Below are 23,675 nucleotides of genomic sequence, written 5' to 3' on the forward strand. Positions count from 1 at the left end.
CTCCCCCGCGCGCAGCGTGGGGGAGAGGGTAGGGTGAGGGGGTTAAAAAATTTATCACGTTAGTGATTCCATCTTGTTGTGGCAATAAACCATCGCCACAGAAATAGGATTAATGAATCGCTACGCGACCTTGTTTATAGCCCCTCTCCCTAACCCTCTCCCCCACGCTGCGCGCGGTGGAGAGGGGATCAGATATTTTTAGCCTGACGGCTATGGGCGAAGCGCCCGACCTACGTACTATTAAGCCGAGGGACTTAGAAGTGAGGATACCTTTCAACTCGCATAATGCATCGGCTTTATCAGGATGAGAAATGAGGGAATATTAATATTAAGTAACAACAGACACAATAAAATTAACAGAATTAACAACACAATAAAAATCTTGTTAAAAATTAATTTTTCAGGATAAATAATATCAAAATTATGCTCTAATCCCATCAGAAAATACCAACCCATCCATCCAATAAGAAAAGGCATCAGGATGATGAGTTCTGCTTTGTACTTTAACATTAAAATCGTGATACCAAATATGGTCAGCAAGCCATAAATAAAAGCCGATAGTATAAGCGTATTGGTGGTATATAGTGCATAGGATTTTCGATAAGCAATAGCTGAATCCCGGTTCTGAAAAATACGATATTCAGCTACCCGTTTCATGCTCATGGTAAACGCCCCAATCGCCCAGGTGGTAAGAATCAGCGACGAAGGTGGCAAATAGTGTGGGAGGATGCATAACCAGCCAATTATCACGCGCAGCGGGTAATTGACTGACTCCAGCAACACATCAATATAAGCAACGTCTTTTAAGCGAACAGGCGGTATATTATATAACCAGGCCAGTATCAGATAAACAACCAGAACCATCAGAATATTTGCATGAGCTGTCATGCTTAAGCCCAACGCCAGAAGAAAGAGTGCACAATACTCAAAAATAATCAGCGGTTTTTTAGTCTGGATTTTTGCCAATGCGCGATCCTTTTTTACAGGATGAAACTTATCTGTGTTTCGATCAAGGTATTCATTCAATACATAATTCGCTGATGACGCAGCACAGAGTGCAAAAAATACACTAATACACTGCAGCCAATGAACAGGGGCTGAGAATTGGCTAAAAATGGCTGCCAATGCAGCGCCTGCGAACATTAGTAAATTTTTGGGCCAGTTATCAATACGAGCAATGGATAAATAAGCATTCATATTACTTTTTTTCTCGCAATAATCATCCAGGAATCACGAAGATTTAGGGGGACCACCCAGCGTTTGAAACATCCCAGGCGACTCAGACGCTCCATAAAAGGTAAATAATTATTTAAACGCTTTAAAAGATAGTCCATTGAAAAATACCAGGAAGGTCTTTTCCATTTAATGATTTCCAGATTGCTCTTTTCAGCTGCTAAACGCAAGGTTTTTCGATTAAAATAGCTGAGATGGGCTACCCGATAATGCCACCATTTTTTATTTAATAATCTGGCCGCCAGAGAGGAAACATCAGGCGTTACAATGACTGCAATCCCCTCATTAGTCAGATGTTGGCTGATATCAGTCATCATCTGAACAGGATTTTCAACATGCTCCAGGACATCAATTAAGGTAATTATGTCATATTGACTGTTGACAGCAGCACCTGGAAAACTACCCGAATAAACAGGCAGCCCCTTTGATTTGGCCCTTTCCACAAACCACTCGCAAATCTCGATCCCACTCGCGTCAAATCCCTTATTTAATCCTTCATCTACAAGGATACCAATGCCTGCCCCGATGTCGAGTAACTTCCCTTCGCGTTTAAAATGAATGATTGTTTTAAGTAGTTTTTGTGCCTGAAGTCTTCGGGGTTCCTGTGACTCTTCATAGGGTTTGTCCGTCATTGACGCATAATAAGAATTGATCGCCTGTGCTTCAGGACAAAATAGAAAATCGCAGGCCTGGCATTGATAAATGCTTAAACTGGTACCGTAGTCAGAGTCAGTCACCGTAAAATGATTGCTCTTAAGTGATTCCGGAGAAATCCCCCGTCTTTTTAATACAAGCGTCCTGCTATTACATAGCCAGCACCTGAAATTATTTTTATTATTCATGAAGGCTCAATTGGGTAATCAGCAGGATTATAACAGGTTTTGTTTTAATAGCTTAGCTTGCTGGTGGCTTGAGCGAGTTTTCAGGAGGATTTTTGGCAACCGTCTGATCCACGATTTTTTTTAATATGTGATCATCCCGTGTAGCGAGGCCTTCTCCATATTTTTCTTTAATTCCTTGTTTCCAGTCGTTCAGGAACTCCTCGGCGATTGTTTTGAGAGGCTCCCCTGTGGCTTTACTTTTTTCCAACAGATAGACATCAAGGAATTGCCTGATTGGAATTCGATATTTTTTGACCAGCAAAATGATGTCCAAGCTTGATTTTGGTTTGTTTACGATCTCACGAGCAAGCGTACTAGCTTCTCCTTTTAGGTCTCTCATTATTACTCCCTATGAACTAAGAATTCCATTATGAGTAATAATAGTACATATTTTCAAGAGGGATAGCTGAGTTATTCTTTCCAGGCTTTTTCCAAAGCACTCAAATCCAGCTTTTTCATCTTTAGAAGCGCTGCCATCACCCGATCAGATTTTGATCTGTCTCTATCCTGAATCCATTCGTTTAATATTTCAGGAACGATTTGCCAGGATAGTCCATATTTATCTTTCAGCCAGCCACAGACTTGTGCCGATTCATCGCCATCTTTACTCAAATGATCCCAGTAGTAATCAATTTCTTCCTGGGTTTTGCAATAAACCTGTAATGAAACGGCAGCATTGAATTGAAATACAGGGCCGCCATTCAATGCAGTAAATCGTTGGCCATTGAGCTTAAATTCGATAGTCATGACGGTGCCAGCAGGCATACCATGCTGATCCTGCCCTACATTGCCATAATGACTTATCTGGCAAATTTCGGCATCGGGAAATATTGATAAATAAAAATTAACCGCTTCTTCGGCATTTTTATCAAACCATAAACAGGGAATTATTTTTTGCATTCGTTGTCCTTTAAAAAAAAGGAGGCATTCGCCTCCTTTTTATCAGGGGGAGATTAATTAAAGCGCCAGGAAGCAACACCCATCACACCATTTTGCTGTACTCTATCAGCCAGTTGACCAATATAGTTGAGCGTCAGGGTGACGGATTTGGCAGGAACCAATACATCGATTCCAGCATTAATTGCCAGGGCATTTCTTGCAATGGGGTTACCTGAAACCGTGAATGCGCCACCCTCAGGGAAACTGAAGGTCGCATAGGGATTCAGATTATCATAGGCATGATTCCAGCCCAGCATTCCATGACCGGTGATGTTATAGGTATCCCTTTGTACCAGGAAAGGAGTCGCTCTGGCACCCAGAGTGGTGAAGGCAATATTCTGATGATGTGCCCAACCATTCAGCGCAGTGATTCCACCTCTTTCATGAATTGTGTCGGTAGAAACATTAATGTCGCTTAACCTGGCAAAAGGTTCTAGCTGCCATGAGTTATCGAGTGCGTAAGCTGCTTCCAGGAATGCCTGCGCCGTGTTTCCGTTATAATCGGCACGCAGATACTCATCGACACGCGGGAAGACTACATGTCTTGCCGAGTCGAATTCATTCCATCCGTAGGCACCGCCCGCGCGAACTACCCAGCGATCCATTCGCGCACTACCATAAAGACCCAGGTAGTAAGTGTCCACATCCACAACGGAGTTACGCTGACTGACCTTGTTTCTTAATTCGCTGTAGCCACCGAAAACACCCACGCGCGTCACATCAGTATTGGCGTCGGCACCGATGAAAATACCACCGCTATTGACTCGAACCCGAGCATAGTTATTGGTACCATCACGATGTCCCCAGTTACCCACTCCTTCAGCCCAGAAATTGATTGCACCATAGGGACGATTCGGATCTTTCTGATAGTCCATTGGCGAGGTCAATCGATTTAACATAGTATTTTCAACAAACTGACCAGCAGTGATAAGGCTTGAAGTCACTGACGCCAGGGCTTCGCCTGAAAGACTGTTTAAGGCTTCCTGCGCACTCTGAATAGTTGGAAGATTTAAAATCAGCGTTTTTAACAAGCTGCTATCGGGTAAGGACTCAAGGGCATTACCTACAGCCGATTGATTAGGCGAGGTTGCGACACCTGAAATCGGTAAAGCAGTACGTCCAATTTGCAGATTGACATTATTGGGACCATACAGCAGGTTGAAGCTTAAGAATGGCAACACTGGCAAGGTACCTGCAAATGTTCCGGAAACACCACCGGTTGCAGTCAAAATACCATAGGTACCCATTACAAAGGGCAAGCCATTGACACTGATGACGTTCACTAAGCCACCATTCAAAATAGCACTTCCTGCCACCTGAATTAAATCGGATTGACCGAATGGGTTGACCTGTACTTCAAAAATGGAACCAGGATTCTGGATTAAATCCCCTAATACATTGAGCGTTCCAATACCCAATCCCAAGCCTGGTGCGATAGTGCCGTTAATTATTGCATCGCCGCCTACCGTGCCAACACCTTCCAAACGAGCGCCGAGATTGACGAGAACGTCGCCTCCAACACTGCCATTAAGCTGCAAAAGCCCCTCATTAACGGTTGTAGTTCCTGTGAAAGGATTAATTCCATTCAATATCAGACTGCCCGGGCCATTTTTTATCAAATCACCGGTTCCATCAATGGAGCCGCCGAAAATGCCAGCACCGATGCCTGCGATAATCAAGTCATTTGCACCGAGAAGAATCTGGCTGCCGCCTACGCCGTTCAGATTGCCAATTAGTTGCGCACCAAGAGCGGCAGATATATCCAGAGTTGCGCCTGGCTGGGTTAGATTGAGAGGACCATTTGCAGAAAGGCTTCCTCCTGCACCGACCGCCAGAGTACCCTCAGCAATATTGGTTCCACCAGTATTCGTTGACGCACCGGTTAATAGTAACACTCCTGCACCTGCTTTAGTCAGAGCGCCTGTACCGCTTATACCGCCTGATAAAGTCAAGAGTGGCTCAGTAACCAGCGCGGTTAATCCACCCGCAGCTAAAAGAATGGGATTGGCTAAATCAAGAGCGGTTACAGCAGGCTGAATGATACCGCCATTGCCGGTAATCAAGCCAAATCCGAGGGAGGTATTGGTATCGATAATCGCATTACCACCATTTAATACCGCATCGAAATAGCTGCCAGGACCGGAGACATTCCAGGTGCCGCTGTTAAGGACTAAATGTTGAAAATTGATATAAGTACCAGAAGGTGCCGAGCCTACTCCAGCAGTTCCTGAGCCAGTTCCTGTTACGGAGTTTTGTAGAATTAAGGTGTTATTACCGCCAAAACCGCCGTCAATGACGCCTGTTGGTGCAAATAATACGCCTAAACCTAAAACAGGCAGATAAATACCCAGACCAGTGCCGGTTACTGTCGAACCAGTTACGGCGGTAAAGGTATTGACACTATTCTCTCCCATTGAGAGACCGCCAAAAATGCTGCCGCTGTTGATAAAGGTATTTCCCTGGCCGGCTGTGCCATTGGATTGAAATGCCATACGGCCAATGATCGTGCCCGTATTAGTGCCGTTGACTTTAGCACCGCCATAAGCGGCTAATACAGGGATATCATCAGGAAATAGCACCGCCCCAATTAAAGGAACGCCATTGATCAAACCATTATTGACTATGTTGGTTACACCACCAACCCCATTTTGCACGGCAAGCGCCATACCGGTTAAATCAGCAAGATTGACACCAAGCAGCCCGCTGGTACCTCTCATAATGCCATTGTTAGTCACGTTGACAGTGCTGGGATTGGCATTGCCAATATATGTGCCTGTGGAAAGAACGGTCAATAAACCCAGTAATGAGGGGTCGATGATGCCGCTGTTGTTTAACGTAATATTATTTCCTGGCAGAGCCAAAGCAGTTCCGCCCAAACCGAGAAGAACACTGAGATAAGCACCGCTATCTACATTAACAGTCAGGTTATTTGCAGCGGAAAAAAATGAAGGCGCTAATGGATCAGTTGGAGGAAGACAGGTTACCACATCGCCATTTTGAGGAAACGCTGGAATACAATAGGCATTAGCGGTGTTGGTATTCAATAATCCGGCACAGGTAGCGGCCAGTATACTCATGCAAAGTTTGTTTAACTTTCCTGAGCGCGGTTTTTGATCAGTTACATCTCGATTAGAAGCTTTTATTTTCATGAACATTCCTTGTTTAAAAAATACTGACTTCAACTGCGATAAAACTAATAGTCCGTCAATGACTATAAAAGAAATTTATGCATCAATCTATAGGTATTTTCAATTAGGCAAAATAGGTGAACTCATTGCTGCCAGGAAGTTCTGCTGAGTTTAGATCAAGCAGATCATTTATTGAGACAGGACCACTTTTATATAACACTTGAGCCAGTTCATCATCACAGTGTTGCACATTTGAAATCTGTTCAGGGCTAGCACTCACCTCTGGCGGATCGATTGGCGTCAAGGGTTGAAAAAAGGATGGCGCAGCATAAGGCTTTATATTCAAGTGCAAAACACAACTATCAACTATTTTCTGCCAGGAGTGAAACACGCCACGATTATGCTGGTGAAATTGAAAGAAGAATTGTGGATTGAGTTCGGCTATCGCCATTCCCAATATTATATCCACATCGTGTATTGTTTCATGTTTCGCCAAAACCTCGTCAATTTTTGAAAACAGTAAATCCAGTTGAAAATAATTGCTGAAGCCATGTAATTGGCTGCAGGTTTTGACAATCCAGGACATGTTATCGTTTAGATTGCTTCCTGGAGGTAATTTATCCAGTATACCCAGCAAAATATGCGCACTTTCTGCACGAATAAATAGCATTGCCTCTTTTGCAAATCGCAAATTAGCCGCTGTAATTTTGTTATAATATTCAAAATAGACCAATGAGCTGGGAAGACGAGTTTCTACCTGGACACGCCGGTTGAATGAAGATTGTAACACAAGGCTAGGGCTGGCAACTAACACATAATAAGCTTGCCCATTTATTATTTTCTTTTCAAAGTAATGAGAGAAAAGGAGCACTTTGCTTTCAGACATGAAGAATGTCTGACTGCCTTTAATAGAATTTTGAGTTTTATTTTTCATTGATAAAAAGCTGAATGACTAATTTTGAACAATAAAGCGCATTATATTATCTTTTGGAATAGAAAAATATATAATCGCTATGATAATGATCAGTTAATAACGCCTTATCTTCTTAAACGTGAGAGGTGTTAAATCAACCCTCTCCCTAACCCTCACTGCCATTAAGTTAAGGACTTCTGTCATTCCCGCGAAATGCGGGAATCTATTCCTCAGTCGGCATTGTGGCTTGCTCAGAGATGGATCCCCGCCTTTCGCGGGGATGACAGCTTAATATACAATTGAGCTTAACTTAATGGCAGTGACCCTAACCCCTCTCCAAACCTGGAGGGGTTTCACGAGAGTCTTCATCAGACTGTGTCATGTCATCTCGAACGCAGTGAGAGATCTCCGAATGCTGGCACAAACCATGATTAAGGAGATCTCTCACTGCGTTCGAGATGACGGCTTCCTGGTTTAAAATCAACTTTCCATGATTTTCTGAAAAGCCTGTAGAAACCCGTTCAGACTATGATAGCGAGAGGCCGTAAGAAGTTCAGCAGTCAAAGTTTTGCCTGAAGCATCAAGAATTTTACTCAAAGAGTCTCCAGGTCCCAGATCCACAATTAAATCATACTGATATTCTTTGATTAAGTTGCAGACATTAAACCAGTCCAGGCATTCCTGCAACTCCAGACCCAGCAAATCCCTTTCCTCTTCAGCTTTGTAAATTTTCCTTAACTTCAAAGGGCTGATAACAGGATATTGCATGACATCAGCCTGAAAATGACCATTTAAAAAATGCTGAAACTCAACACTGGCCTGCCTGTAGAAAGGAGTATGTGAGGGCAACTGAATATTTAAAAATTTTATAAGCCTCAGACCTTTTGTTGATAGCCTTGAAGCAAGGCGTTTTAAATCAGCACATTTTCCACCAATTACCAGATGCTGAGGCGAATTGATAATCGCTATATAGCAATGATATTCGGCTATCAATATTTGAATAGCCTTCCAGTCAAACTCTCCTTTAGCGGTGATTAAATCATAATCCTCTGCTCCAGAGACTAAGGTATTCATTAACTGGCTTCGATGATGAAGCAGTTCTATTATTAGTTCAGGACTGGCATTGATGCTTGCTAAAAATGCGCTGGCTTCTCCCAGACTGTAGCCAGCCAGTTCGACCTGATGATTATTCAGCAGGGATTGTATTCTTGAAAATAAAATCAGCTGATAACAGCCAATAATAATCTGTACCCATCGAGGATTATCAATAGGGAGAGGCTGTGATAATAAATCCAGTTGTGCCAGAGAAGAAAAGGTTCCAAGTAAATCGTCAGCCTCATCATCCTGTTGAAAAAAATCAAAAAGCGTATTGTTCTGATACCCCTGCCCCGCAAAAAGGAATAGAATTCTCACGATTGCCTTCCAAAAATCTGCCGAAGAAAAAAGAGCAAACCCAACATATCGGCTACTCCCCCTGGACTAATATTGGCCTTTGAAAACAAGCGATGCAAATCATCAGCTGCGCGGATAGACTGTTCACGATTATTCGCTGAAATACTTTGCCGGATATGGCCGCGGGCAAAAGCCAATCCCTCAGGACCTGTGCGGTACAAGACATTGATATCATCCAGGTTCAACAAAAAGTGCTGATAGGCCAGCAAGCCAAAAAACAGGCTATCTCCCTGGATTGGAGATAGCTCTGCATAAGCATCAAATACCAGTGCATATCCATCGATGGCTATTTGTCTTGCATCATTGACTGCGTATTTTTGTCTGACCACAACACCGTGAGTATTCAGGTTAGTATGCTCTTTCTGCAAATATTCAGCCCATTGTTCGATTATTGCCGATTGCAGATCCCATAAAGAAAACTGGCGGAAACGCTGGCTCAGATTGCAAATGGTCGCACATAAGATACCCATTGAGAAAATTGCACCGCGGTGGGTATTAATTCCTCCGGTAATCGACTGCATGGTCTTTTCCGCCTTGATTCCCAGCGGTACCAGATTTCGCGGAGCTAAATCCTCGGCAGCATGGCGACCCAAATGAACAAAATAATGTCTTAAACCGAACAAACTGCGAAAGAATAAACTGCCATCCATATCCGAATGCGCACCGCTGTCAACAAAACTTACCAGTCCTGGTTTGGGATATAAAGCCACTTCATCATATAAGGCTCGCACCGCTCTTTTGGCAAAATAGCGGGCAATCTGCGAAATGCTAGTTAAGGAGTGATGGAAATGAGGCATACAGATTGTCTCTTTTTAGCAGGCTCAACTCATGGATTGATTTAAACAAGAGGGATTCCCCGGATTGTTGCAATAATTCCCTCCAGGAGCAGTCGCCTAGTCCCGCAAAACGGATTTCTCCGTCAATCCTTTGTTGTGGAAATCGTGCCTGTAATTGGGCGTACAGGCTTTTTAAAGCCGATAAGGACTGCTCCTTATAGTCAATTAACAAATCCAGATCGGACTCCGCTTGAACATAGGGCTCTTTTGTCAGATACTGCCAGCAATAAGAGCCATAGACCTTAATTTCATAATCCAAATCCGGAAAAAGCTCCCTTAAGTCAGGAAGCTCGCTGACTCGGCTTATCGCTGAACAGGATAGAATAAAACTGGCGCGTATTTTCTTTACCTGCTCAGCCTGAAAATAAGGAATGGCCAGCTGGATCTGATGGACAGCAAGATCTGGAGGCTGGCGGGTCATAATTAGTGGATAGCCGCATCCTTGCCAATGTTTAAACAGGCTTAGGTTTTCCGGTGAACAATTGATATCCGGTGCTGCCTGCTTATCGAGATAGCATAAATTATGTCTTAGATACCTCATAGATTTTCAATACTTTTTATAATATCGTAAGCTTCTTTTCGCCCGCCATATAATTTGCCAAGTTTCGCGCGGTTATCTTCTTTAATCTCTGGATCTTGCAAACAATTTAACAACTCGCTGGCAACATCATCAATAACCAGCACCTTATGTAATCCTCCCAGACTGTGGAAATTCTCAACTCCCGGAGCAAAAACAGGGGAATTTTCGCTAATCTTTCTTAGTATATCGATATCGATTTTAGTGACCCTGGCCATCCCTTCCAGCCACATAACTGCGAGTTGAGTTCCTTCCAAAGCATAGATACGATCAGCCATCATGCCAAAAGCGATAAAACTCCCTCCAATCGCCTGATTATAGACCAGAGTAATCAAGGGATTGCCTGTTTCACGCGCCAAATGCAAACACTTTAGCAAATGGGCAAAACAGGCATACATTCCTAGCCATTCATCCCGCATGGATAATTTTTGTCCTGTCACATTGGTGAGTAACACAATGGGATCTGTATTGTTGCTTTTGATAATCGACAGGACATGGCTTGCCATTTCCATCGCCTCATCGACACCGAAATCCGTGTCCTCTACCGTACCCAGTATATTAAATCGCCTGCCTTGAATGATTCCGCTTCCATGAACCACGTGTTGATTAATCTCTGTTTCGCTGCTGTCAAAGCATTTTTCCAATAGATCTTTCAATGAAATTTTATTGCTGGACATGTCGATCTTCCTTAGCCAAAGCTAAAAACTGCTCATCCGAACAATTAAACACATCCTGCGCGTAAACGTCTGGATGATATTGTTTTAGCCACTCGCCTTCTTCCTGACAATTACCCGCAGATGAAATTCGTTTTTGCAGAAATTCATGCTCCGCAAGCAGGGAATTCAAATCCAGACCTTGCCTATTAGCTGATTTCATACATCGTTTGATAGCGTCTAAAACCGCTGACATTTTATGGCCGCTGTATTCCTGAGCCGCTTTTTGCAGGTATCGCGTTCGACCACCATAAACTCGCCATACCAGGGGGCGGTTACCGCTGTCAAAGACCTCAGCTCCTTTCACTGCCTGAATAACTTCTGCACCGGACACACCGATACGGGCATTCTGACTGACAATTAATGAATCCAGTGTGCCGCTGATAATGCCCATGCCGCCATAGGCCCCATTATTTCCACAAATCACACCAATTGTTTTTATTCCTGCAGTTCGGGCGTCAAGAATGGCACGAATGATTTCGGAAATTTCAATTTCACCGACATTGGCTTCCTGTAAGCGAACACCTCCACTGTCGATTAACAACAATATGGTTGACAGCCCCTGCCTGATAGCATAACGAATCAGTCCAATGAGCTTCGCACCATGTACTTCCCCTACTGCACCGCCAAGAAAATCTTTTTGCTGGGCAGCAATTGCTACTCTCTCTCCATCGATTGAGGCTGTTCCAATCACCAGGCCGTCATCACTCTCGACTTGTATCTCAAGCTGTGGCAATGTCGGGCTCGGCGTATTTTGTTCCAGCAGAAACTCCTGGAAGCTGTTTTTATCTACCAGAGAATAAATACGGTAACGAGCTGTTGCCTCGGCATAATTATCTTTAGTTTGATAGCCAGTTTGATAGGTTTCGATGGCCTGCCGCAGGCGCAATGAAACCACAGGAGGAGTGGCACCGGCATCATTCAGGCAAATAGTAAGCCCGGCATAGGGATAATCCTCGACGAAACACTCAATAACCGCATCCCAGGTCGGTTTAAAACCGGATACCGCGGTGTTGACCTCGATTGTAGTCTGTTTTTTATTGCCAGCCGCTTTGACAATCACTTCGAGATTTCCGGAACCTGCAACCCCGACTTTGATTAATGGGGCTTCTGGAAGCGTTTGTGACAGATCAAAGCTATATTGATACTTTTCCATAATTCCTACCAACTTCTGAATTTATTGGGAGGACAATACAGTCCTTTTGAGATTTCAACCAAATCATGAATAGTTTTAGCCGCCAAAAGATCGCGGTCCGCCTCTTTTAACGAAATACCAAGATCTTCCGGGCGCTTTATAATACCGCGCGAGCGAAGTTCATCCACCTTCGTTTTATCGCGTCCTAATCCCATTGGGGTATATCCGGCCACACCGCGAACCGCTTGCTCACGCTCATCCGCATTACGGCATAAAAGAAGATTCGCTATCCCCTCTTCTGTGACGACATGGGAGATATCATCGCCATAAATCATAATAGGCGGTAAATCGGCATTCATTTCTTTCTGTAATTCCCAGGCATCCAGTTTTTCAACGAAAGTCGGCTTTCCGGCACTCTGAAATGTTTCCACCATTTGAATCACCAGTTTGCGGCCGCGTGGCATCGCCTGAGGATCATGGCTATATTTTTCCTGACCCGCCTTAAGCCAGGCGAAAGAAGAATGACGCCGCCCCAATGTATCGCAACCCATATTCGGTGCGCCGCCAAATCCGGCGATGCGTCCTTTGGTGGCTGTTGAACTATTAGCCTGTGCATCCATTTGCAAGGTAGCGCCAATAAATACATCGCAGGCATAATGGCCGGCTAGCTGACCGAACAGTCGATTGGAACGCAATGAACCATCTCGTCCCGTAAAAAACACATCGCTACGCGCCCGCACATAGTCGTTCATCCCTACCTCACCGCCTACACAGAAAATAGAACTGACAAACCCGCTCTCGATAGCAGGAATTAAGGTGGGTAAGGGATTAACCATCCAGTGCTGGCAAATCTGGCCTTTTAAGCCCAGGGCATTGGCATAGGTAGGAAGAATAAGCTCAATAGCACAGGTATTGAAACCGACACCGTGGTTCAGACGATTCACCTGATAAGGGGCATAAATCCCCTTAATCACCATCATTGCCATCAGTATTTTAACTTCATCAATTTGAGCGGGATCGCGAGTGAATAAAGGTTCGATATAGGAAGGCGTTGGCGCCTTGACAATCACATCCACCCAATCTCCGGGAATATCGACTCTGGGCAATTGCTCGACAATTTCATTGACCTGGACAATTACCAGCCCATTTTTAAAGGCCGTTGCCTCGACAATACTCGGCGTTTCCTCAGTATTGGGCCCCGTGTATAAATTGCCCGCATGATCCGCTTTGTCGGCCGTGATCAGTGCGACATTGGGCGTTAAATCCATCGCATAGCGGGCATAAAGCTCATTATAAGTATGAATATTGCCAATTTTTAACTGGCTTCGCTGAATCATGATTGCAAGACGCGTAGCCTGGGGTCCGGCGAAGGCGAAATCAATTTTTTCAGCGATTTCCCGTTCAAATAAGTCAAGATGTTCCGCCAGGGTTACCGCCGATTGAATCATGTGCAGCTTATACACTTTTTTCGGATTCACCGCACATAAACTGCGGGCTAAAAAATCAGCCTGCTTCTGGTTATCCCCTTCCAGACAGACTTTGTCATATGGCCTGATGGCCGCTTCGAGCAAAGGCAGAATATTTTTGATAGAGGTAATCTTGCCATTTTCCAAAAATGGCCTGATATCGCGAAGTCTGGCTTCATAATCCTGTCGATTCTTATTCCAATCCATAGTTTTTCATAAGCAGCGGTTTGTCATTTACTGTAGCATGAATCGATTACAGCAGAAAGCAAAGCCTTAAAGAATCCCCGATCCTTATTTTCGACCAGGGCTGTAATCGGGGGGTATTTCTTTATGTATCTTTTGGCGTGTTCTTACTGGAGCGGCCCTCTCATTTGCTTGAATGGACGCAGGGGATTCGGTTTGGGGCAGCTCTTGCAAGTTCGATTCTTTTTTAGCTGCCTGCTTTCTTTTTTTGTTTTGTCCACTGAAAAACGTTGGGTCAGTATTGTGTCGGCCAGGAGTACGCTGGCGTTTAGCTTCTCTTGGTGGAACATTGCCCTCCTCCTTCGTCTGAGTTGTTGCAGGCGACGTTTCCTTGCTGCTCTTAAGCTTGTCATGCTGGGTCAATTCTTTCAATAGCTTATTAATCTCCGCCGAATAGACGAAGGATTTTTGTGCAATTTTATTCAGGATCACCTGGCAGTGCGCCCATTTTTCCTCTGCTATCAGTGAAGAAAATTTTTCAGAGGCGCTGTTTTTGTGATTAAGAAGTTTGGATAATGCGGACGGCCTCATATCCTTTATTAGCTCTTCAAGACAATCTGTCGTTTTTAGCCGCAATGCCCAGTCAAAAACAGTCAGCCCATCATCATCTTCAAGCATGAGGTTGACTTTTTCTTTTCTGAATAATTCAATAATTTTTCGTCTTGATTTGGCATCACCGGAACTCACTCCATAATATTCCCCGGCCATTACCATATGAAAACTGGATAAGCCAGCTCTTCGAGACTGCATGGCAGGATCCGCCTTCATTTTTAATAATGCCTCGACTCCTTCTGCGAGCCCCATATAGGAAGCTATCATTAAACTGCTGAGCCGCTCTGTGGTGCTATTCTCCTGCAATTCATTTTCGGGGGTGATAAACAAAACAGGAAGATCCGGATGTTCGAGAGTTCTTACCTCCTTTTTCCCTGCCAGAATATCCGCTAAAGCGATGGGCAGAATAGCTTTTTCGACCACATCAAAATACAAACCATTTAATTCACCAGGAGTCTCTTCGCTTTCCCCTTTATTATGAAATAAAACGGCTGTCTTTGAATATTCCTGCTGATATTTGTGAAGCAGTTGCTGTGAATTATAGGGTCCATCGGAATGATGCAGGAAGACTCTTTGAATATCCCCATAATCATAGTCGTCTGAATAATTAACCAGGATCTGTTCTCCAGGCTCGATATCCCTTATCGCCATCACGACTATTTCAAAACTAACCTTTCCATCTTCTGTCCTGATTGGCCGCTTGCGAAATTCCGCATTCGGTGTATGTTTACTCTCATTGAAAAATCGGGCAACGTTTCCGGAAAGCCTGGCATCAATAATTGTTTTTGATTGGCCAAGCCGCATGAAATAATGCGTGTTCAGTTCCTCTTTTGGGAGGCTGTTTGCATCATCCTCAGTAATTTTCGCTCCCTCGTAGACACAGAAAATTTCTTTGGCTTTTATTCTTGTTCTGGCCAGAACGCCTTTCCCTCCGAATAACAAATTGATACCAGTGACATCCAGTTTGGAGTCCAGATCGGCGTCATTATGCTTATAGGTAAAATTTTCCTCTGCAGCCAACTGCTTTTGATGGTCCTCGATGTCCATATGAAATACCAGTGGTTCCTTAAAAGCTGATCCCGAAAGCCTGTCGAAATCAACTTCCTTATCTAATGAAACCAAAGGCGGGTTTTCTTTTGCAGGAGCAGTGATTTGATCTTCATCATCTATCTCTTCTATCACTTCCTTGATTTCCTGTACTTCTTGTTGAATGACAACCGAAGCCGCGCCTTTTTCTTCTATCGTTTCTCTTTCTTTAGTAATTGGTTGAGCAGGCGCAACAGGAGTTTGAGTCCTGGGGCTATTGAAAATAGCTATCATCTGAGGCGTATTAGCGTACACGGACTTCCACAGCTGCATATTGATTAAAAAAAGATGATTTGGTAATTGATAAAAAGAAGTCACCCTGTCGCCCTTTAACAGCTCCTTATCTTCTTCTGATTCTACTTTTACCAGTTGCTCAGAATGATTTCTCGACAAAGTTTCCTTGGTACTGACTAAATCATATGCCATTGTTATCAGCGCTTTGGCGTGCAAAAGCTTTCCTTGAATCGACTCTTCTTTTATCCTGCTGCCTAAAGGCGTATTGCCTGGGAGACGTTTTACCGTGTCCATGGAAGCGGTAACAGTAATAGTTGATTTAAGTAATCCCTCAGCCGCTTTCACAAGTGCAAAAAAAAGGCTGACTTTATCAAGAATGATTCTGCTAATCCTGTCATTTTGAACGACTAGAGGAATGGTTGATTTTAGCCCAGTGTAAAGCGAGATAATCTTCTGATAATCTGCACAGGCAGCATCTGTTAAATCCCAATCCTCTATTGCATAATGCTTTTTCAATTCATAAAACACGATAAACTCGAGAATTGCTGAGATGGGTACTTCCGGGTGTTGTTTTGTTATTTCATCAACCACCTTGTCATCAAATGAAAGCGTGTCAATCATAAATAAATCCATCAATCTAATTGCCTTAAATTATAACACAAAGCAAAAAATTGGTACGATAAGTACTTAAAATATCAGAAGTGTTATCTGTTGGAGATCCCTCGCTTCGCTCGGGATGACCTGGGGTTTAGCTCGGATGACCTGGGTTTAGCTCGTATGACCTGGGTTTAGCTTGTATGACCTGGGTTTAGCTCGGAATACCGAGGGTTTACGTTAGTAATCGACAAAACAAGTTAACTTGCTTAAGCTGCTCAAGTGAAACGGCACTCGCATCAGGTAGCGAAGGGGAGTAAACAACGATTGCCAGACATTTAGCCCTTGATACCGCCACATTTAGCCGATTCTTATCCAGCAGAAAGTTTAAACCGCGTGGTGATTCTTCCCCATCACTGGCGCACATGCTAAGAAATACAATGGCTTCTTCCTGCCCCTGGAAGCGATCCACAGTTCCCACTTTGGCTTTTGGCCCTAAACTGAATTGAAGTTTATTGACCTGATGATTATAGGGTGCCACAAATAACATATCGTTCCAGCTGATGGTTCTTCGTGTACCATCAGTTTCAATATAGGTTCGTCCGCATAATTGCTGAGCCAGTGTTTTAATAACCTCTACCTCTTCTTCACTCGCCTGAGTATTGCCTTCATGAACAACGGGCACCGCAATAATTCCCGCCTCTATATCTAAAATCCCTTCATAGGTTTCAGGCACTTCAACAATGCGTTTGTGATTAAAAGGCGCGGTCTCGAGTTTACCCTCATAAATCATTTCACTGATAAACGCATTGACAGCCGGGTGCATACGATAGGTCGTACCAAGAAAAATACCGCATTCCTCTGAAATCGTAGGGCTATGATGGAGTAAATAATCCAGAATTGAAGAACCGCTTTCTTCCGGATGATTTCCCTGACAAGGCTGCGGCAATTGCATCTGATCACCCATTAAAATAATATTACGGGCGGACTGACTCATTGCGATTAAATTAGCGACGCTCACCTGCCCTGCCTCATCAACAAACAGATAATCAAACTGCGCCTCCAATTCCACTCTGGAAAAGCCCCAGGCTGTTGAGCCGATAACGCAAGCGTCCTGCAGCTCATCAATCATGTCCTTATTTTTTACCAGTTTAATATTTAATCGCTCCAGCATGCCATCGCTGTCCTTCGTGGAAACAAAATGCCCTTTAATCCCGTTTTCCTGACAATATTCCGCGCTACAGCAAAGCAAGTGATTCAAGGCCTTGTAGGCATTCGAAGTCACTCCAATTTTCTTACCCTGCATCAGCAATTCAGCGATGATATGTTTGGCAGTATACGTCTTCCCTGCTCCTGGCGGGCCCTGAATAACCAGATAACTGTTATCAAGATTTAAGACTGCATCAATTATTTGCTTTAATCGGGTTGCCGGATCATGGCTTGGCGCGATAGCCTGCCCCGGGAGTCTGTTTTTTATGCGCGGATAGGCTCGGCTTAAAAAATCCCCGATCGCCGTATTAAAGAGTTGATTCTCTATAAACCTGCTGGCCTGTGCATAAATTGCAGCAGGAATTGGATCGGGATTAATATAGTCATCCGGGATAAGCGTAATGGTTTCATCAAGAGCCTCCTTCATCTGCAGCGTGATAAATCCTTCATTAATTCGACTGCCTTCCTTTTCGAGAGTCACTTTCAGATTTCTTCCATCAGCACCCTTTTTCCCTAACACATAATAAGAACTTGAATTGGCTTTGAACTCCTGCCTTGAGTCAAACTGGTATTCATAAGCCAGATTTCTTGACTTTGGTGTGGGTAAATAAGGCTCCTTCCCGGTTCGAGAGCATAAAGCCAGGCATTCAATATCTTCCAGCAGCTCTTCTTCATTCATGTCCATTCGTTCATACAACTTCCAGATTAGCGGTTTCCTTTCCCGACGATGGAACTCGAGACACCATGCGAGTAATCTCGCGATAGCGGCTTCTTCGGGCAGGCTCTTTTGTATCAGTGTTTCTGAATGATCCAGCAATTCATTACGCAATGTAATCGCCTGTGTCACTGCCTCTTTAAGTTCAGGATCCACCAATTCATTGTTTCCGGAATAATTAATTCCAGCTGCTGATTGCCTGTCTCTTAACCAGTCCACCAGCTCCTGGGTTGAATCGCAATCATCGCGATTATAGTCCCGAATCGATTTCAGGATTTTCGAGGAATGCCAGTCATGGCCATCAGGATTTTCTCGCCAATGCTCATAAACTGCCACTGAATCACCGCCACTCGCCACCTCAGTCTCTCTTTTGGGGCGATAAAGATGTTCTATATTTTTTATTGAATAACGTGGCTCGCCCACCAGCAGTGCATTTTTCACAATTTTATATAAATCGACAAAAACCCCATTACGAAGCAGTTGATCCACCTCGTATTCGCAAATGCCATAACGTCCCATTAAACGACGGCAGGCACTGATTTCATAACTGGCATAATGATAGATGTGCATGGCGGGATCCTGAATCCATCGCTGGTACACCCATTGTATAAAGCGGTTAAAACAATCCTTTTCCTCTTCTGCGTCATGCGCCCAGAAATCCTTGTATTGTCTGCTGCCATCTTCAGCAAAATAAGTGACTCCCCAAAGGTATTCCAAACCGCCCTCATATAAGGGATCGCCCTCGATATCAAAAAACACATCGGTCTTACAGGCTGGCGGCAGTAAATAGAAACCCGTATCCTCAGGATGCTCCAGAATCCTGAACAAGGGAATTTCTTTATTTTGACTGGCCTTCTGAATAGCGGCCTGAGCTTTTAGACGCGCCAATGTTTGCCTGTTGATTCCTTTCACATTATCTCCAGACTCAATCAGACTTTGCATGGTCGAAATCCCTGCTTTCTGCAGTTTTCTGATATGGGTTTTGCGAATATTGGCAACCTGGGCCAGATGATCCTGCTGGAAGAATATCTGCTTTGCATAGGCGCTCCATCGCTCATAAGAGCCTGACAGGGAAGGATCAGGACATTGATCAGGATTGAACCCTGAGTGTGCCGCCAGAAATTTCTTTTTTAAATGCAGGTAATAATAAATATATTCCCTGAGTGCAAGACGTTTATGTTCTCCTGAACCCAAAGAAACAACGATATTTTCCGGTCTTTTTCCCTGGATAGTTTCCAGCATTTCAGAATAACAGCAGAGCTGTAAAATAAACTCTGGCTTCACTGATTTTGCCAGCTTGCTGTCCCAGACTTCATAATGATAGTCACCCAATACGCTTTGTCCGGTGACCTTGACCAGAAAATCAGCACGCCCTTTGAACGGAATTAATGCCAGTGGAGCCTGATAAATTACATCAGCTCCAGCCCGCATCGCCTCGATGCTATCCTCTATACGATTGCTATCCGCGAGATTCGTCACACGAAGACCCTGGGCTTCAAATTTCAGCAGTTCCCCTAATTCATGGAGCACTCCCTCTTTCTGCAAAACAGCAGTCATCGAATCATTGGCATCCGGCTCTGGAGATAGCTCAGGATGGGTTACATGAAGATGCTCCATCCAGGAAGCGAAAGGACTTTTGCTAAAAAGACTTAAATCGGAAGGAGAGAAAATCAGTTCCCCGGCTTGCAGATGCATGGAATACTCCGGTTTATTAGATAAAGAAGCGTACGTCATCCTGAGCGTAGCGAAGGATCTCAAACTGCTTGGAACGGAGCCAGATTCAGGAGATCCTTCACTGCGTTCAGGATGACGGAGACGAACCACCACAACGTTAGGAGCTGGGTTGCTTCACTTCGTTGCAAAGACGACAGGTTAGTTTATTAGTTTTATTCATGCAACAACACCTGACAAGCTGTGGCTAATCAAAAGACTGAGGCTTGGCTCTGGATTGTTTAAGTTGGCCCTGTCTGGACTTTTCGTCCAGCATTTTCTGCTTTGAGCGCCGTGAACGCCGCCTTTTCTGCCGCTTTAATTTTTCAATGTGCTGCTGCTTTTTTGATTTCTCATCGCTGATTAAGGCATTTAATTTTTCGCAGATTCTCATCCTGGCAAAATAGCGGTTGTCCTCGCGGCTTCGTGCATCCTGGCATTTGACCTCAATACCGGAGGGCAGATGTTTAAGATAAACCGTCGAAGCTGTTTTATGTAATTTTTGCCCGCCCTTGCCGCTGCCAATAATAAACTTTTCCTGCAAATCGCAGTCACTGATTCCAAGTCTTTCCATCCACTCGCTTAAACTGTTCCACTTGTCATTGTTAATCATAATTGTCTCAACGTCATCCTGAACGCAGTGAAGGATCTCCTGAATCTGGCTCCATTCCAAGCAGCTTGAGATCCTTCGCTACGCTCAGGATGACGTACCTGGGAGTTGCTCATTTTCTAAAGATAATTCGGCCAGCCCAATGATCAACGTCATCCTGAACGAAGTGAAGGATCTCCTGAATCTGGCTCCGTTCCAAGCAGCTTGAGAGCCTTCGCTACGCTTAGGATGACGTACCTGGGAGTTACTCATTTTCTAAAGACAATTCGGCCAGCTCAATGATCTGCTGGTAATAATGGTTATATTGATCTGAATCAAGAGTCGAGTAATTCAGATTTTTAAGTAAACTGGTTAACTTGACGAAATAGTTTCGAGCCGTTTCTTTATCTTCAAACTCATAATCCTTATTCATTATATCAATAAGCAGGTTAAATAAAACTTTTTGTCTGGTAATCGGTGCAGAAACATCGACCGGATCATAGGCATCCTGCTGTAAATAAACCATATCAAGCATCAGCGATTTTTGGTAATCGATATAATCGGACATGGTGATGCCCTCTTCTCCAGTGACTTGCATCATATTAAAAATGTCCTGTCCACGGTGCAATAAACTGCTTGCCTGTTCCACTTTCGCAATCCAGCCTGGCTCAAGATTATTTTCAAACCAGGATTTTAACTGCTCGACATAGCGTGACCAGGAAATCAAGGGATCAACCGCCGGGTAAAATCGTTTGTACGCACGATCATAACTTAAACCAAGAAACGTTTTCACCGCACTTAATGTGGATTGGGTCACTGGCTCCTCAAAATTTCCCCCTGCCGGCGACACCGTTCCGACAATGGTTAAACTGCCAGTGGAATGATCAGGACATTCAACAATACCAGCCCGCTCATACAATCCATGAATACTGCTATTTAAATAAGCCGGGAAACCTTCCTCGCCGGGTATTTCCTCCATACGACCCGAGGTTTCCCGCATCGCCTGCGCCCATCGGGACGTTGAGTCGGCAATCAGTAATACATTAAATCCCATCTGTCGATAATATTCACCCAGTGTGATGCCGGTATAAATAGACGCCTCCCTGGCCGCTACCGGCATGGAAGAGGTATTGCAAATAATAATGGTTCTATCCATCAGACTACCGCCTGATTTGGGATCAATTAATTTGGGGAATTCGGTGATTGTTTCAACCACCTCTCCCGCCCTTTCGCCGCAGGCCACCACAATGACAATATCAACGTCTGAATAACGGGCTATTAAATTTTGCAAAACGGTTTTACCCGCTCCGAAGGGGCCGGGAATACAAGCGGTTCCTCCTCTGGCAATCGGGAAAAACGTGTCAATCAATCGTAAACTGGTCATCATCGGTTCGGAGGGATACAAGCGCTTAGTCAGATTTTTACGCATCAAAGCCTGAGATATTGACATCCGCACCGGCCATCGCTGAATCATACAGATTTCATGGCTGCGATTATCAGGATCAACCAGTTTTGCAATCGGGGTTTCAACCGTAAAAGCACCTTGCTGTATCCACTCGACTCTGAGCTGACTTCCTAAATCAAAGGGAACCATAATTTTATGGGTTAATCGGCCCTCCTGCACCAAACCAAGCACGCTGCCTGCCGAAACCATATCTCCTGATTTGACCGCGGCTGAAAAAACCCATTTCTTATTAAAATCGAGCGGGTTTTCGCGCACACCGCGAGGAAGAAAATACCCGTACTCCTCTGCAAAGTCCTTCAATGGATTTTGTAAACCGTCATAGACCATTCCAAGCAATCCCGGACCTAAAACAACTGAAAGTTGTTTCCCGGTCTGTAGAACTGCATCACCCACTGCAATGCCATTGGTCTCCTCAAACACTTGCGCAATCGCCGTATTGCCTCGGACATGAAGAATTTCCGCCATAATTTCTTCTTTATGTGCAGACTCCTCTTGTCGAGGGCAAATATAGATAATTTCATTTTTTACCAGTGCCTGCTCTCCTGTCCTTTCGAGATGGACAATTCCTTCCTGAATAGCAATGACTTTCGCTTGAGCAGTATTCATAATTGATCCTTTATTCTTTTGTTTTTCTCATCCAGTTCAGTTTCGACACGTTGTATCAACTGCTCCACCTCATCCAGGAGATTATTACTGCGAAAACCTGACCAATAGTTAATTACATTCCAGCGCAGCAGATAAATAACCAATGCCTCGAAATCAAAATAATGTCCCGTCTCAATTTTAGCGAGATAATTCCACACCTCATTTAAAACAAACTCTTCAACTGCCACGGTATTATTTTTGCTGATTTCCATGCTGATTTCTGGTAACCAGGGATAGACGTTTTTTAATCCAAAATCCAAAACATCCCATTGATTATCCAGACGTTTTCGCCAGCGTCCAATCCAATATTGTTCAGGATTTTCAGGCCGGTTTTGACGCGCATTTCGCATTCGGATTGCCGCTAAAATACTGCGGAAATCGAGAAACCATCGTAGCAGGTTTTGAATTAAATCAGAGGATTGCGTATGCAGCGCCTGATATTGGACCTTGGTATCCTCTACGGATTGATCTGGGCTGTACCAACTTTTCCACGATACATTTTCAATCGCGTAAAGCAGATTCAATTGCTCTTCAGGAAGGAGTCTAAAGCGCTTTTCCAACTGCAGTCTTGAAATCGGCAGGTTTTCAATTTTAAAATCAGCCGGCATGCGAGGCAGGCTCGTAACCAGCATATAGAATGGCGTACTCATTGCAGCAAGCCTTCGAGAAGTGCTCGAAATCGGGGTTGCATATGTTTAACTAACAGACAGCTGACCGCTTCTTCACTAAGGTCTAAAACAATGTCTTCTTCAATCAGGTGAACTTTAATACCAGCAGGGTTCTTCGCATCGGGATTGATAGTGACACTCATCCCAGCCTTAAGCATCTGATGAGTAATGGATTGCACCAGTTCCTTCAGAGAATCATTCTCCAGCAGTTTGGGATTTTTACGAATTTCTTCAAAACTCAAGACTTTTTCTGGTAATTGAATATTCACTTCCTTTGCTGCAAAGCCGTGTAACTGTTCTTTGGTATCCTGGGCAATCAGAACAATGAGTTCTCGCAAAAGCGCCTCATTATTTAGTTCCTTATGCACAATTCGCCCCACTTCCTCCGCAAAGCGATGCATCAGATTCTGCCTCAATTCCAAACGCATATTGCGGGCAGCCAGTTGCAGTGCATCTTCGGCGGCTTTCTTTTCGCGAAGGATTTGCTGATGCGCGTCTTCTATCAGGCGCTTTGATTTTAATTGAGCTTCATTTAACAATTCACTTGCTCTTTTTTTGGCAGTATTGATTATATTATCCGCTTCTTCTTTACCCGCGTTCACCCCTTCCTGCTTCAATTGAGCGATTAAACTTTCAATGTTCTGAGAAATAATTGAGGGCGCTTTATCTTGTTTAGCATCCATGAATAGCTC

Annotated in this window: 18 protein-coding genes; all 18 read right to left on the bottom strand. The window is 44.1% G+C overall.

Features of this window, described 5'->3' with window-relative positions; translation table 11 throughout:
* Nucleotides 1-273: 273 nt before the first annotated feature.
* The 18 genes from B1207_RS00620 to B1207_RS00705 all read right to left on the bottom strand — a co-directional run bounded on the left by B1207_RS00620 (nt 274) and on the right by B1207_RS00705 (nt 23,666).
* Nucleotides 274-1,197, bottom strand: a complete 924-nt coding sequence (locus tag B1207_RS00620) for a UbiA family prenyltransferase (protein WP_112218068.1) — start codon at nt 1,195-1,197, stop codon at nt 274-276.
* The gene (locus tag B1207_RS00625) at nt 1,194-2,075 is read right to left on the bottom strand and encodes a class I SAM-dependent methyltransferase (RefSeq protein ID WP_112218069.1); all 882 of its coding nucleotides are present in this window, start codon (nt 2,073-2,075) and stop codon (nt 1,194-1,196) included. Before B1207_RS00625 ends, B1207_RS00620 begins: the two co-directional genes overlap by 4 nt.
* A 52-nt stretch (nt 2,076-2,127) precedes the next feature.
* Complete coding sequence (locus B1207_RS00630) at nt 2,128-2,454, bottom strand: hypothetical protein (protein ID WP_112218070.1); 327 nt, start codon at nt 2,452-2,454, stop codon at nt 2,128-2,130.
* A 71-nt stretch (nt 2,455-2,525) separates the two neighbouring features.
* Complete coding sequence (locus B1207_RS00635; protein ID WP_112218071.1) at nt 2,526-3,014, bottom strand: VOC family protein; 489 nt, start codon at nt 3,012-3,014, stop codon at nt 2,526-2,528.
* A gap of 53 nt (nt 3,015-3,067) precedes the next feature.
* On the bottom strand, nt 3,068-6,202 hold the full coding sequence (locus tag B1207_RS00640; protein ID WP_172458046.1) for an autotransporter outer membrane beta-barrel domain-containing protein: 3,135 nt from the start codon (nt 6,200-6,202) through the stop codon (nt 3,068-3,070).
* A 103-nt stretch (nt 6,203-6,305) separates the two neighbouring features.
* Nucleotides 6,306-7,115, bottom strand: a complete 810-nt coding sequence (locus B1207_RS00645) for a hypothetical protein (RefSeq protein WP_112218073.1) — start codon at nt 7,113-7,115, stop codon at nt 6,306-6,308.
* Between the two features lie 459 nt (nt 7,116-7,574).
* Complete coding sequence (locus B1207_RS00650) at nt 7,575-8,507, bottom strand: malonate decarboxylase subunit epsilon (protein WP_112218074.1); 933 nt, start codon at nt 8,505-8,507, stop codon at nt 7,575-7,577.
* The gene (locus B1207_RS00655; RefSeq protein ID WP_112218075.1) at nt 8,504-9,343 is read right to left on the bottom strand and encodes a triphosphoribosyl-dephospho-CoA synthase MdcB; all 840 of its coding nucleotides are present in this window, start codon (nt 9,341-9,343) and stop codon (nt 8,504-8,506) included. Before B1207_RS00655 ends, B1207_RS00650 begins: the two co-directional genes overlap by 4 nt.
* Nucleotides 9,315-9,923, bottom strand: a complete 609-nt coding sequence (locus B1207_RS00660) for a malonate decarboxylase holo-[acyl-carrier-protein] synthase (protein ID WP_112218076.1) — start codon at nt 9,921-9,923, stop codon at nt 9,315-9,317. Before B1207_RS00660 ends, B1207_RS00655 begins: the two co-directional genes overlap by 29 nt.
* A complete protein-coding gene (mdcE, locus tag B1207_RS00665) occupies nt 9,920-10,636 on the bottom strand; it encodes a biotin-independent malonate decarboxylase subunit gamma (RefSeq protein ID WP_112218077.1) in 717 nt (238 codons plus the stop codon). The genes B1207_RS00660 and mdcE overlap by 4 nt, the downstream gene beginning before the upstream one ends.
* Nucleotides 10,623-11,828 carry a biotin-independent malonate decarboxylase subunit beta gene (mdcD, locus tag B1207_RS00670; RefSeq protein WP_112218078.1) on the bottom strand — a complete coding sequence of 402 codons (1,206 nt, stop codon included), beginning with the start codon at nt 11,826-11,828 and terminating at the stop codon, nt 10,623-10,625. The genes mdcE and mdcD overlap by 14 nt, the downstream gene beginning before the upstream one ends.
* A gap of 5 nt (nt 11,829-11,833) precedes the next feature.
* The gene (gene mdcA / locus B1207_RS00675; RefSeq protein ID WP_112218079.1) at nt 11,834-13,480 is read right to left on the bottom strand and encodes a malonate decarboxylase subunit alpha; all 1,647 of its coding nucleotides are present in this window, start codon (nt 13,478-13,480) and stop codon (nt 11,834-11,836) included.
* A gap of 84 nt (nt 13,481-13,564) precedes the next feature.
* Nucleotides 13,565-16,009: an SET domain-containing protein-lysine N-methyltransferase gene (locus tag B1207_RS00680; protein ID WP_172458048.1), complete on the bottom strand. Its 2,445-nt coding sequence runs from the start codon at nt 16,007-16,009 to the stop codon at nt 13,565-13,567.
* Nucleotides 16,010-16,217: 208 nt separating this feature from the next.
* Nucleotides 16,218-19,601, bottom strand: a complete 3,384-nt coding sequence (locus B1207_RS00685) for a TM0106 family RecB-like putative nuclease (protein ID WP_112218081.1) — start codon at nt 19,599-19,601, stop codon at nt 16,218-16,220.
* A 223-nt stretch (nt 19,602-19,824) separates the two neighbouring features.
* Nucleotides 19,825-20,229 carry a peptide chain release factor family protein gene (locus B1207_RS00690; protein WP_112218323.1) on the bottom strand — a complete coding sequence of 135 codons (405 nt, stop codon included), beginning with the start codon at nt 20,227-20,229 and terminating at the stop codon, nt 19,825-19,827.
* 241 nt (nt 20,230-20,470) lie between these two features.
* Complete coding sequence (locus tag B1207_RS00695) at nt 20,471-22,276, bottom strand: V-type ATP synthase subunit A (protein WP_112218082.1); 1,806 nt, start codon at nt 22,274-22,276, stop codon at nt 20,471-20,473.
* Nucleotides 22,273-22,965 carry a DUF2764 family protein gene (locus B1207_RS00700; RefSeq protein ID WP_112218083.1) on the bottom strand — a complete coding sequence of 231 codons (693 nt, stop codon included), beginning with the start codon at nt 22,963-22,965 and terminating at the stop codon, nt 22,273-22,275. Before B1207_RS00700 ends, B1207_RS00695 begins: the two co-directional genes overlap by 4 nt.
* Nucleotides 22,962-23,666: a hypothetical protein gene (locus B1207_RS00705; protein ID WP_112218084.1), complete on the bottom strand. Its 705-nt coding sequence runs from the start codon at nt 23,664-23,666 to the stop codon at nt 22,962-22,964. The genes B1207_RS00700 and B1207_RS00705 overlap by 4 nt, the downstream gene beginning before the upstream one ends.
* Between the last annotated feature and the right edge of the window lie 9 nt (nt 23,667-23,675).

Source organism: Legionella quinlivanii (assembly GCF_003265995.1).
Taxonomy (GTDB): domain Bacteria; phylum Pseudomonadota; class Gammaproteobacteria; order Legionellales; family Legionellaceae; genus Legionella_C; species Legionella_C quinlivanii_A.

Excerpts from the sequence above, each read along its gene's own strand:
- B1207_RS00620 (WP_112218068.1), bottom strand. The coding sequence starts at position 1,197 with ATGAATGCTTATTTATCCATTGCTCGTATTGATAACTGGCCCAAAAAT.
- B1207_RS00625 (WP_112218069.1), bottom strand. The coding sequence starts at position 2,075 with ATGAATAATAAAAATAATTTCAGGTGCTGGCTATGTAATAGCAGGACG.
- B1207_RS00630 (WP_112218070.1), bottom strand. The coding sequence starts at position 2,454 with ATGAGAGACCTAAAAGGAGAAGCTAGTACGCTTGCTCGTGAGATCGTA.
- B1207_RS00635 (WP_112218071.1), bottom strand. The coding sequence starts at position 3,014 with ATGCAAAAAATAATTCCCTGTTTATGGTTTGATAAAAATGCCGAAGAA.
- B1207_RS00640 (WP_172458046.1), bottom strand. The coding sequence starts at position 6,202 with ATGAAAATAAAAGCTTCTAATCGAGATGTAACTGATCAAAAACCGCGC.
- B1207_RS00645 (WP_112218073.1), bottom strand. The coding sequence starts at position 7,115 with ATGAAAAATAAAACTCAAAATTCTATTAAAGGCAGTCAGACATTCTTC.
- B1207_RS00655 (WP_112218075.1), bottom strand. The coding sequence starts at position 9,343 with ATGCCTCATTTCCATCACTCCTTAACTAGCATTTCGCAGATTGCCCGC.
- B1207_RS00660 (WP_112218076.1), bottom strand. The coding sequence starts at position 9,923 with ATGAGGTATCTAAGACATAATTTATGCTATCTCGATAAGCAGGCAGCA.
- mdcE (WP_112218077.1), bottom strand. The coding sequence starts at position 10,636 with ATGTCCAGCAATAAAATTTCATTGAAAGATCTATTGGAAAAATGCTTT.
- mdcD (WP_112218078.1), bottom strand. The coding sequence starts at position 11,828 with ATGGAAAAGTATCAATATAGCTTTGATCTGTCACAAACGCTTCCAGAA.
- mdcA (WP_112218079.1), bottom strand. The coding sequence starts at position 13,480 with ATGGATTGGAATAAGAATCGACAGGATTATGAAGCCAGACTTCGCGAT.
- B1207_RS00680 (WP_172458048.1), bottom strand. The coding sequence starts at position 16,009 with ATGATTGACACGCTTTCATTTGATGACAAGGTGGTTGATGAAATAACA.
- B1207_RS00685 (WP_112218081.1), bottom strand. The coding sequence starts at position 19,601 with ATGCATCTGCAAGCCGGGGAACTGATTTTCTCTCCTTCCGATTTAAGT.
- B1207_RS00690 (WP_112218323.1), bottom strand. The coding sequence starts at position 20,229 with ATGATTAACAATGACAAGTGGAACAGTTTAAGCGAGTGGATGGAAAGA.
- B1207_RS00695 (WP_112218082.1), bottom strand. The coding sequence starts at position 22,276 with ATGAATACTGCTCAAGCGAAAGTCATTGCTATTCAGGAAGGAATTGTC.
- B1207_RS00700 (WP_112218083.1), bottom strand. The coding sequence starts at position 22,965 with ATGAGTACGCCATTCTATATGCTGGTTACGAGCCTGCCTCGCATGCCG.
- B1207_RS00705 (WP_112218084.1), bottom strand. The coding sequence starts at position 23,666 with ATGGATGCTAAACAAGATAAAGCGCCCTCAATTATTTCTCAGAACATT.